The following is a 14,803-nucleotide window of genomic DNA, read 5'->3' on the forward strand; positions in this document are numbered from 1 at the left end:
CGGGCGGCTGGCGCCCCTTGTTCGATGCGCGACCGCCCGTTTGGCAAGCCGGCGAAAAACGATTCCGCTTTTCGGGGCCGTGCGCTAGGAGACACCGATCATATCGCGCTTTCGGCTGTCCGCCGCGAGCGTTGGGGGATACAGGCATGTCGAAGAGCAACAACGTCTACAAGGACGCGTTCAACCGCTGCCTGCGGCTGCTCGACGAGACCCAAAGCCTGCCGTCCGAGCCGGAACTCGGCACGCTGCTCGGTGTGAGCCGGACCACTGTGCGCAGCATCCTTTCGCGCATGGAAGAGACCGGGCTGATTGCCTGGAACAAGCGTAACAAGACAGTGCTCAGGGGACCGCTGCCGGAGGATTTCTTCCCCGAGGAAGAGACGGACTCGCTGGCCGAGATCATCGAGCGCTCCTTCATGCGCAGGCTGCTTGCCGGCGGCGCCGAGGCCGGCATGCAGATCAACGAACTGGAGCTGGCGCGCGAGATCGGGGTGGGCACCACCAGCGTGCGCGAATTCCTGATCCGGTTCTCGCGCTTCGGGCTCATCGAGAAGCGGCGCAACAGCCACTGGGTGCTGAAGGGTTTCACGCGCGCCTTCGCGCTGGAGCTGACCGAGATCCGCGAGATGTTCGAGCTGCGCTCGGCGGCGGCCTTCGCCGCCCTGCCGGTGGACAGCGCGGTGTGGGCCGATCTCGACCGGCTGGAGGTCGAACATCGCCAGCTTGCCAGCGACATAGCCACGCGCTTCAACGAATTCTCGGAGCTCGACGAGCGTCTCCACCGGCTGATCCACCGCGCCTCGCACAACCGCTTCATCGTCGACTTCTATGACGTGATCGCGATGATCTTCCACTACCACTATCAGTGGAACAAGGCCGAGGAGCGCCAGCGCAACGAGGTCGCGATCCAGGAGCATCTCGCCTATATCGCGGCGCTGAAGTCGCGCGATCCCGCCAAGGTAGACGTCGCCTGCCGCAAGCACCTGAAGTCGGCGCGCCAGACGCTGCTGAGCTCGATTCCCGAGGGACGGCAGGCGCAGCCCGCCGACGGTACGTTGTCAGGCACATTTGCCCGGGCATGAACGGGTATCGCGCCGCGTTGCCGCAGCGCGGTTTTGCCGATTTTCCCGCCTTATCGTCCGTGTTACGGTCGATCGAATTTCCGGGAGAGGCTTTGCGTTGCATATCCGGCTGAGACGATGGAGCATGCCGGCCGCGTTCGTTGCGGCGCTGCTCCTGTTGCTTCAGTCCTCTCTCGGCGCTTTCGCCTTCGGCGGGCCGTCGCAGCTCGATGCCTTCGGCAACGTCATCTGCACGCATGAAGGGGCCATAAAACTCCCCGGCGGCGATCCGCACCAGCAGCATATGCCGGCCTGCTGCTCGCTCGGCTGCAGCATGGTTTCGCCAGCGCATCTGCCGCCGCCGGAAGCAGGCGCGGTGGCCGGAACCGGGCTTTTCGAGGCGGTCACCTTCCAGCTTCCGGCCTTCCGGCATCAGGATTTCGCCCGCGACCGTTCTCCGGCCAATCCGCGCGCGCCGCCGGCAATAGTCTGATCCGCGGAATCCTCCGCGGGCCCGTTCATCAAAGATCACTGTTCGCGGCCGCAAAACGGCGCGATTCTCATATTCATGGAGCAACCATGTCCAAGCTTCTTTTCAAGGCGCAAACCTTCGGCCTTCGCGGCGCGCCGTTCCTTTTCCAGCAGCGCATTGGCCTTGCCGTGCTCAGCCTTCTGCTTCTCCTGGCTTGCGTTCCCTTCGCCATCGCACATGAATTCAAGGTCGGCGACCTCGAGATCGAGCATCCCTGGTCGCGGGCGACGCCGCCCGGCGCCAAGGTGGCCGGCGGCTATTTCACCGTGGTCAACAAGGGCAGCGCGCCCGACCGGCTGCTGTCGATTTCCTCCGACATCTCCGACAAAGTCGAGCTGCATGAGATGGGCGTCAAGGACGGCGTTATGACCATGCGGCCGGTCGAGGGCGGGCTGGAGATCCCGGCCGGCGGCAAGGTCGCGCTGAAGCCCGGCGCCTACCATCTGATGTTCACCGGCTTGAAGCGGCAGCCGAAGCAGGGCGAGAAATTCCCGGCGACGCTGACCTTCGAGAAGGCCGGCAGCGTCAAGGTCGAGTTTGCCGTCGAAGGCATGGGCGAGACCGGCAGTGGCGACATGGACATGGACCACGCCGAATAATCCGCCAAATCGAAATCAGAGGGACAATTCATGATGAAGTATCTTCTGGCGGCGGGCGTGCTTTGCGCGCTCGGAACCAATGCCGCGCTCGCCCATATCACGCTGGAAACGCAGGAAGCGGCTGTCGGCTCCACCTACAAAGCAGTCTTGCGCGTGCCGCATGGCTGCGAGGGCAAGGCGACGACGGCCGTGCGCGTGCAGATCCCCGAAGGCGTCATCGCGGTGAAGCCGATGCCCAAGCCCGGCTGGACGCTGCAGATCAAGAAGGGCAAATACGAGAAATCCTACCAGCTCTATGGCGAGACGCTGACCACCGGCGTGAAGGAAGTGGACTGGAGCGGCGGCAATTTGCCGGACGAATTCTATGACGAATTCGTCTTCCGCGCCTCGCTGGCGGCCGACCTGCCGGCCGGCCAGATGCTCTATTTCCCGGTGGTGCAGGAATGCGGCGACGCCACCGACCGCTGGATCGAGATCCCGGCGGCGGGCCAGGATGAGGACGCCTTGGAAAGTCCGGCGCCCGGCATCAAACTACTGCCGAAGAGATGATCTTTATTGGCGCGCTCCATCGGGGCGCGCCACCATTTCCTGTAAGACGGCATGAACGCAGCACAATCTTCCCCGACGATGCGCCTGCATACCGGCCCGATTGCCTGGCTGGTGGCACTGCTCGTGGCGATGGCGGTGTTGGCCATGCCCGGGCGAGCCTTCGCGCATGCGGCGCTGGTCGCGACAGATCCTGCCGACGGCGCCTTGCTGGAGCAAAGCCCGGCGCAGTTTTCGCTGATCTTCAGCGAGCCCGTCTCGCCGCTGGTGCTCACTCTTGTGCGGCCGGACGGCTCGCAGCTTGCTTTGACATCCTTCCGTCTCAACGACCAGACGGTCGAGATCGACAATCCCGAAACGCTTAAATACGGCACGCATGTTTTGAGTTGGCGGGTGGTGTCGGTCGACGGCCATCCGGTCGGCGGTTCGGCGCTGTTTTCCATCGCCGCGCCAAGCGCGGCACCGACCGCGGGCGAAGCCGTGGACTGGACGCTGCGCGCGGCGATCTGGGCCGCTAGGTTGTTTTTCTATGCCGGCCTCTTCCTCGGCGTCGGCGGCGCGTTCGCTCTCGCCTTGCTGGCCGGGGACGTGCGCCGCGGCCGGCGCTTTGTCGCCGCGGCCCTCATTTTCGGCCTCGCCGGCGCGCCGGTGTCGCTTGGGCTGCAAGGACTGGATGGGCTTGGCGCCCCGCTCGCGCGCTTTGCAGCGCCGGCCGTCTGGAAGACCGCGCTGGAGACGAACTATGTCTGGACCGTGCTGATCGGCCTGATCGCTCTTGGTCTCGCTTTGCTGTCGCTTGCCGGGCCGTCGGGTCTTCGCAAGCCGTCGGCAGGCGCAGCACTGCTTTGTGTCGGCGGCGCTCTTGCCGCCAGCGGCCACGCCAGCGCCGCCGAACCGCAATGGCTGACGCGGCCGCTGGTGTTCCTGCATGGCACTGCAATCGCCTTCTGGGCCGGCGCGCTGGCACCGCTCGGCCTGGCATTGCGGCGGGAGCCGGCGGAAGCAAAAGTCTTTCTGCGGCGCTTCTCCCGGGCGATCCTGCCGGTCGTCATCCTGCTTGCCGCAAGCGGCATCGTGCTTGGAGTCATCCAGGTGCAAGAGCCGGCTGCGCTGGTCCACACCGCCTATGGCCGCCTGCTGCTGCTCAAGCTGGCGCTGCTGCTCTTCCTGTTCACGCTAGCCGCGGTCAATCGCTGGACGTTGACGGCGCCCGCCGAGGCCGGTGACACGGAAGTGCAGCGACGGCTGGTGCGCTCGATCGGCATCGAGGTGGTGATTGTGCTCGCGATCTTCGGCGTCGCCGCCGGCTGGCGCTTCACCCCGCCGCCGCGCGCGCTGGCGATCGCCGCGGCGCAGCCGGTGTCGATCCATATCCACACGCTGGAAGCTATGGCCGATCTCAGCATCACGCCTGGACATGCGGGCGCGGTCGCGGCGTCGATGGTGATTATGACCGGTGATTTCGGACCGCTCGACGCCAAGCAGGTGACGCTGGTGCTGTCGAAGCCGGATTCCGGCATCGAGCCGATCAAGCGGCCGGCGAGGAAACCCGGCGACGGCACCTGGCGCGTCGATAATCTCGTCATTCCGCTGCCCGGCCGATGGAACGCCCGGCTCGATATCCTCGTTTCGGATTTCGAGGCGGTAAAAATCGAGGCGCCGATCGACATCCGATCCGATTGAGATCCAGTCCATATAGAATACGGCGAGGCGGTTGACGGCGCCGCCAAGGCCCGTCATTCATCTTGCGAAACAGTGGGCATCGCGCGGAACGCGGCCACAACAAGCATTCGAAAGCAGGGAAGAAACGATGGAAAAAGCCGAAATCGGCCTGATCGGCCTTGGCACGATGGGCTCCAACCTGGCGCTCAACATCGCCGAGCACGGGCACCGCATCGCCGTCTTCAACCGCACGCCGTCGCGCACCGACGCCTTTGTCGAGAGCGCCGGTCCGCTGAAGGACATGGTCGTTCCCTGCTACAGCCTGGAGGAGCTTGCCGCGGCGATCCGGCCGCCGCGGCCGATCATCATCATGGTGCTGGCCGGCAAGCCGGTCGACGAGCAGATCGCGGCACTGCGCGGCGTGCTCTCCGACAAGGACATCGTCATTGATGCCGGCAACGCCAATTTCCGCGACACAATGCGCCGCTTCTCGGAACTCTCCGGCTCGGGCTTGACCTTCATCGGCATGGGTGTGTCCGGTGGCGAGGAAGGCGCCCGCCATGGGCCCTCGATTATGGTCGGCGGCACTGAAGAATCCTGGAAGCGCGTCGAGAAGGTGCTGACCGCAATCTCGGCCAAGTTCAAGGACGAGCCTTGCGCGGCTTGGCTCGGGCACGACGGCGCCGGCCATTTCGTGAAGACCATCCACAACGGCATCGAATATGCCGACATGCAGATGATCGCCGAGATCTACGGCATATTGCGCGACGGGCTCGGCATGGCGCCCAAGGAGATCGGCAAGGTGTTCGAGGAATGGAACAAGGGCCGGCTCAACTCCTACCTGATCGAGATCACCGCCAAGGTGCTGGCCGCCGACGATCCCAAGACCGGCAAGCCGGTGGTCGATATCATCCTCGACCGCGCCGGGCAGAAGGGCACCGGTAAATGGTCGGTCATCGAGGCGCAGCAGCTCGGCATTCCGGCCACCGCCATCGAGGCGGCGGTCGCGGCGCGCGTGCAGTCCTCGATCAAGGACGAGCGGCAGGCGGCTGAAAAGGCTTATGGCGATATCGGCGTCGAGAAGATCGCCGGCGACAAGGCCGCGCTGCTCAAGGATCTGGAGTTGGCGCTGTTCGCCGGCAAGATCGCGGCTTACGCGCAAGGGTTCGCGGTGATGAGCGGCGCATCCAAGGAGTTCAACTGGAACCTGCCGATGCCGACCATTGCCAAGATCTGGCGCGCCGGCTGCATCATCCGCTCGCAGATGCTGGACACGATGGCCGAGGCCTTCGGCTCGGGCAGCGCGTCCACCAACCTCCTGATGGCGCCGGCCTTCATCGCGATGATGAAGGAAGCGCATCCGTCGCTTCGGCGTATCGTGGCCAGGGCGTCCGAGGCCGGCTCGCCGGTGCCGGCGCTGTCTTCGGCGCTGGCCTATTTCGACAGCTATCGCCAAGGACGCGGCACGTCGAACCTCATCCAGGCGCAACGCGACTTCTTCGGCGCGCATGGTTTTGAGCGCATCGGCGAGCAGGGCGCCTTCCATGGCCCGTGGGGGAGCGGCGCGGGGCACTAACCCCGATAGGGCAGGACCTCACTCGGCTTGCTCAGCGACTGCAGTGAGCCGGGTTCCTTGCCTGCAATCCAGCCAAGCACGGCGCGGGCGAGCTCGTAGCCGGCCAGCCGGAAATCCTCGTTGACGACGAGCAGCTCCCGTCGAAATAGGTGCAGCACCTCCGAGGACTGTTTCGACACCACGTCGACATCGCGGCCGAGCTTCAGGCCGGCATCCTCGATGCCAGCGACGACGGCGAGCGTTGCCGCGGCGGCGCTGCTGATGATGCCGTCCGGGCGGTCGTCTCGGCGCATGAGCTGGGCGGTGCGCATCCTGATCTGCTCAATCGTATGGTCGATCGAGACGGTGTTGAAGGGCACCTCCGAGGCGCCGACCTCGCTCAGCGCATCTGCAAAGCCGTTCACCGTATAGCGGAAATAGGTGAGGCCAACCGGGGGCGTCACGAGGGCAAGCCGGTTGCGGCCTTTGGCGGCGAGCGCGCGGACGGCTTCGCCGGCAAAGGCGTAATTGTCGAAGTCGTGATAGGGATGCACCAGCCCCATGTCGGTGCGGCCATGCGTGGCGAAGGGAACGCCGTGCTCCAGCATGTAGCGCGCCCGCGGATCGTTGGGCTGCGTGCGCGATATGATGACGCCGTCGGCCGAGCCCGTCTCGACCAGATAGCGCACCGGGTCGAGCGAATCCTGCGAGCGCGAATAGGGCGTGACGATCAGGTGATAGGGCGTGTCGGCGATGACCTCGGTGACGCCGTAGATGATGTCCGAGACGAAGCTCATCAGCTCGTGCTCGGTGTTCAGCACAAGCGAGATGACGTTGGTCTTGCCGGTCCTCAAGCGCACGCCGGCGCGGTTCGGACGATAGCCGATCTGTTTGGCGACGAGCTGGACGCGGCGCCTGGTCTCGGCGCCGATCTCGGGCGCATCCTTCAGCGCACGCGACACCGTCGTGACGCCAAGCCCGGTCATGAAGGCAAGCGTCTTCAGCGTCGGCCGCTCCTTGCCTGACGCGTCGTCGCCCTTCTTCGTTACCCGTCTATCCATTCGTCCCGCCCGCCAGGCGCATAGCAGCCGCGGGGCCAGCCGGCAATCGTGCGGCGTTGACGACTGCGCGACTTCTGCCCGCGGCGAGCACCAGTATACTGAAACGTTACAGATTGCCAATCTTCGTGATTGGCCGGCAAGGTCACGACCTTTGCAGTCCGCGGGCGGAGATGAACCCAAAGTCCCTGGAATCAAAAAGAAATATCGATCTGGGACCGGTTTCAGCCACGATCAATCACTTTGGCACCAGCTTTGGCGCTTTGAGAGAAGGATTTTGTTCGCGCCTCGAAAAAATCTTAGGCCGCTTTAAGACAAGGGGTTGCCTATGCCGGCCATTTGCCGTATCCAAAATCTGTAACGTTTCAGATTCTGGGAGGAAGCCGAAATGCGATACAAATTCCTGACTGCCGCCTTTGCCGCGACGGTTGCGCTCAACTTTGCCGGTCCGGCGGCTGCGACCGACCTCGAAGTCACCCATTGGTGGACTTCGGGCGGTGAAGCGGCGGCGGTGGCCGAGCTTGCCAAGGCATTCGATGCCACGGGCAATCACTGGGTCGACGGTGCCATCGCAGGCTCCGGCGGCACGGCGCGGCCGATCATGATCAGCCGCATCACCGGCGGCGACCCGATGGGCGCCACTCAGTTCAACCACGGCCGCCAGGCCGAGGAACTGGTCCAGGCCGGGCTGATGCGCGACCTCACCGACATCGCCACCAAGGACAAATGGACCGAGATCGTGCGGCCAAAGAGCCTGCTCGACTCGTGCACCATCGAGGGCAAGATCTATTGCGTGCCGGTCAACATCCATTCCTGGCAATGGCTGTGGCTGTCGAATGACGCCTTCCAGAAGGCCGGCGTGCCGACGCCGAAGGACTGGAATGAATTCGTGGCCGCCGCTCCGGCGCTGGAGAAAGCCGGTATCATCCCGCTCGCGGTCGGCGGGCAGCCCTGGCAGGCATCGGGCGCCTTCGACGTGCTGCTGGCCGCGGTTGGCGGCACCGACGCCTTCCTGAAAGTGTATAAGGACAAGGACGCCAAATTCGCCGCCGGTCCCGAAATCGCCAAGGTGTTCAAGGCGGCGGACGACGCCCGCAAGATGGCCAAGAACACCAATGTGCAGGACTGGAACCAGGCGACCAATCTCGTCATCACCGGCAAGGCCGGCGGCCAGATCATGGGCGACTGGGCGCAGGGCGAGTTCCAGGTCGCCGACAAGACCGCCGGCAAGGACTATACCTGCCTGCCCGGCCTCGGCCTGAATGAGGTGATCGCCACCGGCGGCGACGCCTTCTACTTCCCGCTGCTCAAGGACGCCGACAAGTCCAAGGCGCAGGAAGTGTTGGCCGAAACGCTGCTCGATCCCAAGACCCAGGTCGCCTTCAACCTCAAGAAGGGCTCGCTGCCGGTGCGCGGCGACGTCGACCTCAACACGGCGAACGACTGCATGAAGAAGGGCCTCGCCATTCTCGCCAAGGGCGCCGTCATGCCGTGGACGGACCAGCTGCTCTCGCAGGACAGCCAGAAGCAGAAGGAGGACCTGTTCTCCGAATTCTTCGCCAAGCCCGACATGACGCTCGAAGACGCGCAGAAGCGCTTCGCCGACATCATCGCGTCGGCCGACTGATCGACGGCGCCCCCGCCAACTCCCGACCCCAGCCTATCCGGGGCCGGGAGCCTGACGTCTCATTGCCCGGCTGCCGAGATGAGCAACAGCGAACGCCCGAATCAGCTTTTCCGCAACCTGAACGCCAAGATCGCGTCGATCCCGATGATCCTGACGGCTCTGGTGGTGTTCGTCGGCGGTACGGCCTGGACGGTGCTCTATTCCTTCACCAATTCGAAGCTCCTGCCGCGGCTCAACTTCGTCGGGCTCGACCAGTACCACCGGCTCTGGTCGACATCGCGCTGGCTGGTCTCGATCGAGAACCTCTTGATCTATGGCGCGATCTCGCTGGTGTTCTCGCTGGTCATCGGCTTTCTGCTGGCGGCGCTTCTCGACCAGAAGATCCGGTTCGAGGACACGTTCCGCACCATCTTCCTCTATCCCTTCGCGCTGTCCTTCATTGTCACCGGGCTGGTCTGGCAATGGCTGCTCAATCCGGATTTCGGCGTGCAGCGCGTGGTGCGCGACCTCGGCTGGACGAGCTTCAGCTTCGACCCGCTCTACAATTCCAGCATCGTCATCTACGGCATTTCGATCGCCGCGCTCTGGCAGGGCACGGGGCTCATCATGTGCCTGATGCTCGCCGGCCTGCGCGGTATCGACGAGGACATCTGGAAGGCGGCGAGAGTGGACGGCATCCCCGCCTGGAAGACCTATCTCTTCATCATCATCCCGATGATGCGGCCGGTCTTCATCACCACGCTGGTGATCATCGCCGCGGGCATCGTCAAGGTCTATGACCTCGTCGTGGCGCAGACCAGCGGCGGCCCCGGCATCGCCTCGGAAGTGCCGGCCAAATATGTCTATGACTACATGTTTTTCGCCCAGAATCTCGGCCAGGGTTTCGCCGCCTCGACCATGATGCTGCTTTCGGTGGTGATCGTCATCGTGCCCTGGGCCTATCTCGAATTCGGAGGCAAGAAACGTGGCTGACGTCGCCTCCCTATCCCCCGGCGCCGAAGCGCTCAGGCGCGATGCCGCCGGCCCCAGCGGGCCGAAGCCGCGGCATGTGCTGTCGCGCCGCAACATCTTCCTCTACGGCACGCTCATCGTTGTCGCGCTCTATTATCTTCTGCCGCTTTACGTGATGATCGTCACATCGCTGAAGGGCATGCCCGAGATCCGCCTCGGCAACATTTTCTCGCCGCCGATGGAGATCACCTTCGAGCCTTGGGTGAAGGCCTGGGCCACCGCCTGCACCGGGCTCAATTGCGACGGGCTGTCGCGCGGCTTCTGGAATTCGGTGCGCATCACCGTGCCGTCGGTGCTGCTCTCGATCGCGATCGCCTCGGTGAACGGCTATGCCCTGGCCAACTGGCGCTTCAAGGGCGCCGACACCTTCTTCATCATCCTGATCGTCGGCGCCTTCATTCCCTATCAGGTGATGATCTATCCGATCGTCATCATCCTGCGCGAGATCGGCATCTACGGCTCGCTGACCGGGCTGGTGATCGTGCATTCGATCTTCGGCATGCCGATCCTGACGCTGCTCTTCCGCAACTATTTCACCTCGATGCCCGAGGAATTGTTCCGCGCCGCGCGCGTCGACGGCGCCGGCTTCTGGGGCATCTACCTGCGCATCATGCTGCCGATGTCGCTGCCGATCTTCGTCGTCGCCATCATCCTGCAGGTGACCGGCATCTGGAACGACTTCCTGTTCGGCGTCGTCTACACGCGCCCCGACACCTATCCGATGACGGTGCAGCTCAACAACATCGTCAATTCGGTGCAAGGCGTGAAGGAATACAACGTCAACATGGCCGCAACCATCCTGACCGGGCTGGTTCCGCTCATCGTCTACTTCGTTTCCGGCAAGCTCTTCGTGCGCGGCATTGCCGCCGGCGCGGTGAAAGGATGATGATGGACATCGCCAATCCCAGCGTTTCGATCCAGGACTTGTCGCTCAATTTCGGCGCCGTCTCGGTGCTGCAGACGCTCAACCTGGATGTCGCCGAGGGCGAGTTCATCGTGCTGCTCGGACCGTCCGGCTGCGGCAAGTCGACCTTGCTCAACTGCATCGCCGGTCTGCTCGACATTTCGGACGGCCGCATCTTCATCAAGGGCAAGAACGTCACCTGGGAAGAACCGAAGGATCGCGGCATCGGCATGGTGTTCCAGTCCTACGCGCTCTATCCGCAGATGACGGTGGAGAGGAACCTTTCCTTCGGCCTGCGTGTCGCCGGCGTGCCGAAGGACGAGATCGCCAAGCGCATCGCCCGCGCCGCCGAGATCCTGCAGATCGAGCCGCTTTTGCAGAGGAAGCCCTCGGCGCTTTCGGGCGGCCAGCGCCAGCGCGTTGCGATCGGGCGGGCGCTGGTACGCGACGTCGATGTCTTCCTGTTCGACGAGCCGCTCTCCAATCTCGACGCCAAGCTGCGTTCGGAATTGCGCGTCGAGATCAAGCTGTTGCACCGCCGCCTGCAGAACACGATGATCTACGTCACCCACGATCAGATCGAGGCGATGACGCTGGCCGATCGCATCGCGGTGATGAAGGGCGGCGTGATCCAGCAGCTAGATGCGCCGCAGACGATCTACAACCGCCCCGTCAACCGCTTCGTCGCCGGCTTCCTCGGTTCGCCGGCGATGAATTTCATCGACGGCAGGCTGGAGAAGGACGGCGGCGACTGGCACTTTGCCGTGGAGGATGTACGCATCCCGCTTGCGACCTATGCCTTCGAGAAGGAGCCGGCGCCAGGCCCCGCGGTGTTCGGCATCCGGCCCGAGCATGTCGCCTTCAACAGCGGCACGGGCTGGCCCTTCGCCGCGACGGCTAATGTCGAGGTCGTGGAGCCCATGGGTTCCGATACGCTGGTGTGGCTGAAACTCGGCGGGCAGAACTTCACCGTGCGCGTCACCTCCGAACGCACGCCGAAGAACGGGGATCCGGTCAGCGTCGGCTTCGATCCGATGCGCGCCTCGCTCTTCGACGCTCAAACAGGCAACCGAATTTAATCTCCCAGGACCAACCGAACGGACAGGACAGATGAACTGGTCATTCCAACTCTACAGCGCCCGCAATTTCCAGCCATGGGACAGCGTGGTGAGAATGCTCGGCGAGCTCGGCTACAAGCAAGTGGAGGGTTTCGGCGGCGTCTATGACGACCCGAAAGCCTTCCGCGCCGAGCTCGACAAGAACGGGCTGGCGATGCCGACCGGGCATTTCTCGATCGACGCGCTGGAAAACGACTTCGGCGGCGTGCGCAAGATCGCCGACGCGCTCGGCATCACGCTGCTGGTCTGCCCCTATCTGATGCCCGACCAGCGTCCTTCCGACAGCGCCGGCTGGCGCGGCTTCGGCGAGCGCCTGGCCAAGGTGGGCGAGACGGCGAAAAAGGCTGGCTACGGCTTTGCCTGGCACAACCATGATTTCGAGTTCAAGGCGCTTGCCGACGGCTCGCTGCCGCAGGACCACATCCTGTCTGCCGCACCCGACATCGGCTGGGAAATGGACGTCGCCTGGGTGCTGCGCGGCGGCGCCGATCCTCTGCCCTGGATCGAAAAACATGGCAAGCGCATCGTCGCCGTGCACGTCAAGGATATCGCCAAGCCCGGCGAGGGGCTGGACGAGGACGGCTGGTCCGATGTCGGCCACGGTACGATCGATTGGGCGGGCCTGTTCAAGACATTGCGCGCCAAGAGCGCGGCGCAGTATTTCATCATGGAACAGGACAATCCCAATGACATCGAGCGCTATGCCCGTCGCTCGATCGCGGCAGCCAAAAGCTGGCAGGAGTAATTGAAATGGCAGACAAGCTTGGCGTCGGCGTCATCGGCTGCGGCAACATATCAAAGGCATATTTCTCGCTGGCGCCGCTGTTCCGCGGCATCAAGATGCGCGCCTGCGCGGACATCAACATGGACGCGGCGAAAGCGCGGGCAAAGGAGTTCAAGCTGCGCGCCGAGACGGTCAACGACCTTCTCAAGGATGACGAGATCGACATCATCGTCAATCTCACCATTCCGGCGGTGCATTACGAAGTGTCGAGGCAGGCGCTCGACGCCGGCAAGCATGTCTATTCGGAAAAACCTTTCGTTCTGTCGATCGAGGAAGGACTCGACCTCAAGAAACGGGCCGAGAAGAAGGGCCTGCGCATCGGTTCGGCGCCGGATACGTTCCTCGGCGGCGCGCACCAGCTGGCGCGCGAGCTGATCGACAGCGGCAAGCTCGGCAAGATCACCAGCGGCACCTGTCATGTGATGGGCCACGGCATGGAGCACTGGCATCCCAATCCGGACTTCTTTTTCCAGCCGGGCGCCGGCCCGGTGCTCGACATCGGACCTTACTACGTCACCAACCTGATCCAGCTGATCGGGCCGGTGAAACAGGTGGCGGCCTTCGCAACGACCCCGGCGAAGGTGCGGACGATCAGCTCCAAACCGCGCGCGGGCGAAAAAATCCCGGTCAACACGCCGACCACGATCCATGCGCTGCTCGAATTCGCCAACGGCGCGGTGATAACGCTCAACACCTCCTGGGACGTCTGGAGTCATGGCCACGCGCCGATGGAGCTCTATGGCGAATTGGGCACCGTCTTCGTGCCGGACCCGAATTTCTTCGGCGGCGAGGTACGCTTCACCGACGCGGCCAAGCCGGTGAAGAAGCTGCCGAAATGGAACCACCCGTTCGGCGTGCCGAACGAGATGCACGGCCAGGGCATGATGGCCAATTACCGCACCGCCGGTCTTGCCGACATGGCGATCGCAATCGCCGAAGGGCGGCCGCACCGCTGCTCGATGGAGCTGGCGCTGCACGCCGTCGACGTGATGACCGGCATCCTGCGTTCCGGCGAAAGCGGCAAATACGTCACCATGCAGACGACCTGCGAGCGGCCGGCCGCGCTCGGCGTCAAGGACGCGAAGGCGCTGCTGGCCAAGAAAAACTAGGTGGCAACCCCTCCCCGTTTCGGCGGGGAGAGGGTAAGGGTAGGGGCAAGCATCGATTCAATTGACCCCTGAGCCGAGCATGAAGTCGCCCGAAAACCGCTCCGCACTTTTCGGCTTCATGCTCTAGCGGCGCTCGCGGCGCCGCTTCGATCCCGAGGATTTTTCCCATGCCCTATGTCGCCGCCGAGAACCGCTACGAAAAGATGATCTATAACCGCTGCGGCCGCTCCGGCCTCAAGCTGCCGGCGATCTCGCTCGGGCTGTGGCACAATTTCGGCAACGACACGCCGCACCGGACCAAGCAGGCGATCGTGCGCAAGGCCTTCGACCTCGGCATCACGCATTTCGATCTCGCCAACAATTACGGTCCGCCGCCCGGCTCGGCGGAGACCGCGTTCGGCGAGATCCTGCGCACCGATTTCGCCGCCTATCGCGACGAGATGATCATCTCGACCAAGGCCGGCTACGAGATGTGGGCGGGTCCCTATGGCGAATGGGGCAGCCGCAAATATGTGCTGGCGAGCCTCGACCAGAGCCTGAAGCGTATGGGGCTCGACTATGTCGATATCTTCTATTCGCACCGCTTCGACCCGGAAACGCCGCTCGAGGAAACCATGGGCGCGCTCGACCACGCGGTGCGCTCGGGCAAGGCGCTTTATGCCGGCATCTCGTCCTACAACTCGCAGCGCACCCGCGAGGCGGCCGATATTCTGCGGCAGCTCGGCACCCCTTGCCTGATCCACCAGCCGAGCTATTCGATGCTCAACCGCTGGGTCGAGGAGGACGGGCTGCTCGACACGCTGGAGGGGCTGGGCATCGGCTCGATCGTCTTCTCGCCGCTGGCGCAAGGCATGCTGACCGACAAATATCTCGGCGGCATCCCCGAGGGCAGCCGCGCATCCCAGGGCAAGTCGCTCAGGCAGGCCTTCATCAACGACAAGTCGATCGCCAACATCAAGGCGCTCAACGCCATTGCCACTCGCCGCGGCCAGACGCTGGCGCAGATGGCGCTGGCCTGGGTGCTGCGCAAGGGCCGCGTGACCACGGCCCTGATCGGCGCCAGCCGGCCGGAACAGGTCGAGGATTGCGTCGGCGCGCTCAAGGCGCTCGAGTTCTCCGATGCCGAGCTTGGCGAGATCGATACTTACGCGCGTGAGTCCGACATCAACCTCTGGGCGGCTTCCGCCGAACGCAAAGGGCCGCCGCGCAAGTAGCGGTTAGCCGGCGAACCGTCTCG

The 14,803-nt window shown here is 64.0% G+C and carries 14 protein-coding genes; 13 read left to right on the top strand and 1 reads right to left on the bottom strand.

All coding sequences use genetic code 11. From position 1 onward, the window contains the following. Nucleotides 1–146: 146 nt before the first annotated feature. The 6 genes from EJ072_RS21280 to gndA all read left to right on the top strand — a co-directional run bounded on the left by EJ072_RS21280 (nucleotide 147) and on the right by gndA (nucleotide 5,976). Nucleotides 147–1,082 (top strand): GntR family transcriptional regulator, encoded by a 936-nt coding sequence (locus EJ072_RS21280; protein WP_126081155.1) that lies wholly within the window; start codon nucleotides 147–149, stop codon nucleotides 1,080–1,082. Between the two features lie 124 nt (nucleotides 1,083–1,206). Next, on the top strand, nucleotides 1,207–1,554 hold the full coding sequence (locus EJ072_RS21285) for a hypothetical protein (RefSeq protein WP_126081156.1): 348 nt from the start codon (nucleotides 1,207–1,209) through the stop codon (nucleotides 1,552–1,554). An 86-nt stretch (nucleotides 1,555–1,640) separates the two neighbouring features. Then, on the top strand, nucleotides 1,641–2,192 hold the full coding sequence (locus EJ072_RS21290) for a copper chaperone PCu(A)C (RefSeq protein WP_126081157.1): 552 nt from the start codon (nucleotides 1,641–1,643) through the stop codon (nucleotides 2,190–2,192). A gap of 30 nt (nucleotides 2,193–2,222) precedes the next feature. Next, a complete protein-coding gene (locus EJ072_RS21295; RefSeq protein ID WP_126081158.1) occupies nucleotides 2,223–2,741 on the top strand; it encodes a YcnI family protein in 519 nt (172 codons plus the stop codon). Nucleotides 2,742–2,792: 51 nt separating this feature from the next. After that, nucleotides 2,793–4,421, top strand: coding sequence for a copper resistance CopC/CopD family protein (locus EJ072_RS21300; protein ID WP_245466927.1), 1,629 nt, complete (start codon nucleotides 2,793–2,795; stop codon nucleotides 4,419–4,421). A 127-nt stretch (nucleotides 4,422–4,548) separates the two neighbouring features. Then, entirely contained in the window at nucleotides 4,549–5,976 is a 1,428-nt protein-coding gene (gndA, locus tag EJ072_RS21305) for an NADP-dependent phosphogluconate dehydrogenase (RefSeq protein WP_126081159.1), read from the top strand. Here gndA and EJ072_RS21310 read toward each other — a convergent pair. Then, entirely contained in the window at nucleotides 5,973–7,016 is a 1,044-nt protein-coding gene (locus EJ072_RS21310) for a LacI family transcriptional regulator (protein ID WP_126081160.1), read from the bottom strand. The two genes, gndA and EJ072_RS21310, sit on opposite strands and share 4 nt — an antisense overlap. A gap of 385 nt (nucleotides 7,017–7,401) precedes the next feature. On the opposite strand from EJ072_RS21310, the gene EJ072_RS21315 reads away from it, so the two are divergent. The 7 genes from EJ072_RS21315 to mgrA all read left to right on the top strand — a co-directional run bounded on the left by EJ072_RS21315 (nucleotide 7,402) and on the right by mgrA (nucleotide 14,780). Then, nucleotides 7,402–8,640 carry an ABC transporter substrate-binding protein gene (locus EJ072_RS21315; protein ID WP_126081161.1) on the top strand — a complete coding sequence of 413 codons (1,239 nt, stop codon included), beginning with the start codon at nucleotides 7,402–7,404 and terminating at the stop codon, nucleotides 8,638–8,640. Between the two features lie 78 nt (nucleotides 8,641–8,718). After that, nucleotides 8,719–9,612, top strand: coding sequence for a sugar ABC transporter permease (locus EJ072_RS21320; RefSeq protein ID WP_126081162.1), 894 nt, complete (start codon nucleotides 8,719–8,721; stop codon nucleotides 9,610–9,612). Next, nucleotides 9,605–10,537 (top strand): carbohydrate ABC transporter permease, encoded by a 933-nt coding sequence (locus EJ072_RS21325; RefSeq protein WP_126081163.1) that lies wholly within the window; start codon nucleotides 9,605–9,607, stop codon nucleotides 10,535–10,537. Before EJ072_RS21320 ends, EJ072_RS21325 begins: the two co-directional genes overlap by 8 nt. Next, nucleotides 10,537–11,634 carry a sn-glycerol-3-phosphate ABC transporter ATP-binding protein UgpC gene (gene ugpC, locus EJ072_RS21330; protein ID WP_126083705.1) on the top strand — a complete coding sequence of 366 codons (1,098 nt, stop codon included), beginning with the start codon at nucleotides 10,537–10,539 and terminating at the stop codon, nucleotides 11,632–11,634. The genes EJ072_RS21325 and ugpC overlap by 1 nt, the downstream gene beginning before the upstream one ends. Nucleotides 11,635–11,665: 31 nt before the next feature. Next, complete coding sequence (locus EJ072_RS21335; protein WP_126081164.1) at nucleotides 11,666–12,418, top strand: sugar phosphate isomerase/epimerase; 753 nt, start codon at nucleotides 11,666–11,668, stop codon at nucleotides 12,416–12,418. A gap of 5 nt (nucleotides 12,419–12,423) precedes the next feature. After that, a complete protein-coding gene (locus EJ072_RS21340) occupies nucleotides 12,424–13,566 on the top strand; it encodes a Gfo/Idh/MocA family oxidoreductase (protein WP_126081165.1) in 1,143 nt (380 codons plus the stop codon). 167 nt (nucleotides 13,567–13,733) lie between these two features. Continuing rightward, entirely contained in the window at nucleotides 13,734–14,780 is a 1,047-nt protein-coding gene (gene mgrA, locus EJ072_RS21345) for an L-glyceraldehyde 3-phosphate reductase (RefSeq protein WP_126081166.1), read from the top strand. Nucleotides 14,781–14,803: the final 23 nt, after the last annotated feature.

The sequence above is a fragment of the Mesorhizobium sp. M2A.F.Ca.ET.046.03.2.1 genome (assembly GCF_003952425.1).
Classification (GTDB): domain Bacteria; phylum Pseudomonadota; class Alphaproteobacteria; order Rhizobiales; family Rhizobiaceae; genus Mesorhizobium.

Coding starts and splice junctions, on each gene's coding strand:
- ugpC (WP_126083705.1), top strand. CDS start 10,537: ATGATGGACATCGCCAATCCCAGCGTTTCGATCCAGGACTTGTCGCTC.
- gndA (WP_126081159.1), top strand. CDS start 4,549: ATGGAAAAAGCCGAAATCGGCCTGATCGGCCTTGGCACGATGGGCTCC.
- EJ072_RS21295 (WP_126081158.1), top strand. CDS start 2,223: ATGATGAAGTATCTTCTGGCGGCGGGCGTGCTTTGCGCGCTCGGAACC.
- EJ072_RS21285 (WP_126081156.1), top strand. CDS start 1,207: ATGCCGGCCGCGTTCGTTGCGGCGCTGCTCCTGTTGCTTCAGTCCTCT.
- EJ072_RS21310 (WP_126081160.1), bottom strand. CDS start 7,016: ATGGATAGACGGGTAACGAAGAAGGGCGACGACGCGTCAGGCAAGGAG.
- EJ072_RS21340 (WP_126081165.1), top strand. CDS start 12,424: ATGGCAGACAAGCTTGGCGTCGGCGTCATCGGCTGCGGCAACATATCA.
- EJ072_RS21290 (WP_126081157.1), top strand. CDS start 1,641: ATGTCCAAGCTTCTTTTCAAGGCGCAAACCTTCGGCCTTCGCGGCGCG.
- EJ072_RS21300 (WP_245466927.1), top strand. CDS start 2,793: ATGAACGCAGCACAATCTTCCCCGACGATGCGCCTGCATACCGGCCCG.
- EJ072_RS21280 (WP_126081155.1), top strand. CDS start 147: ATGTCGAAGAGCAACAACGTCTACAAGGACGCGTTCAACCGCTGCCTG.
- EJ072_RS21315 (WP_126081161.1), top strand. CDS start 7,402: ATGCGATACAAATTCCTGACTGCCGCCTTTGCCGCGACGGTTGCGCTC.
- EJ072_RS21335 (WP_126081164.1), top strand. CDS start 11,666: ATGAACTGGTCATTCCAACTCTACAGCGCCCGCAATTTCCAGCCATGG.
- EJ072_RS21320 (WP_126081162.1), top strand. CDS start 8,719: ATGAGCAACAGCGAACGCCCGAATCAGCTTTTCCGCAACCTGAACGCC.
- mgrA (WP_126081166.1), top strand. CDS start 13,734: ATGCCCTATGTCGCCGCCGAGAACCGCTACGAAAAGATGATCTATAAC.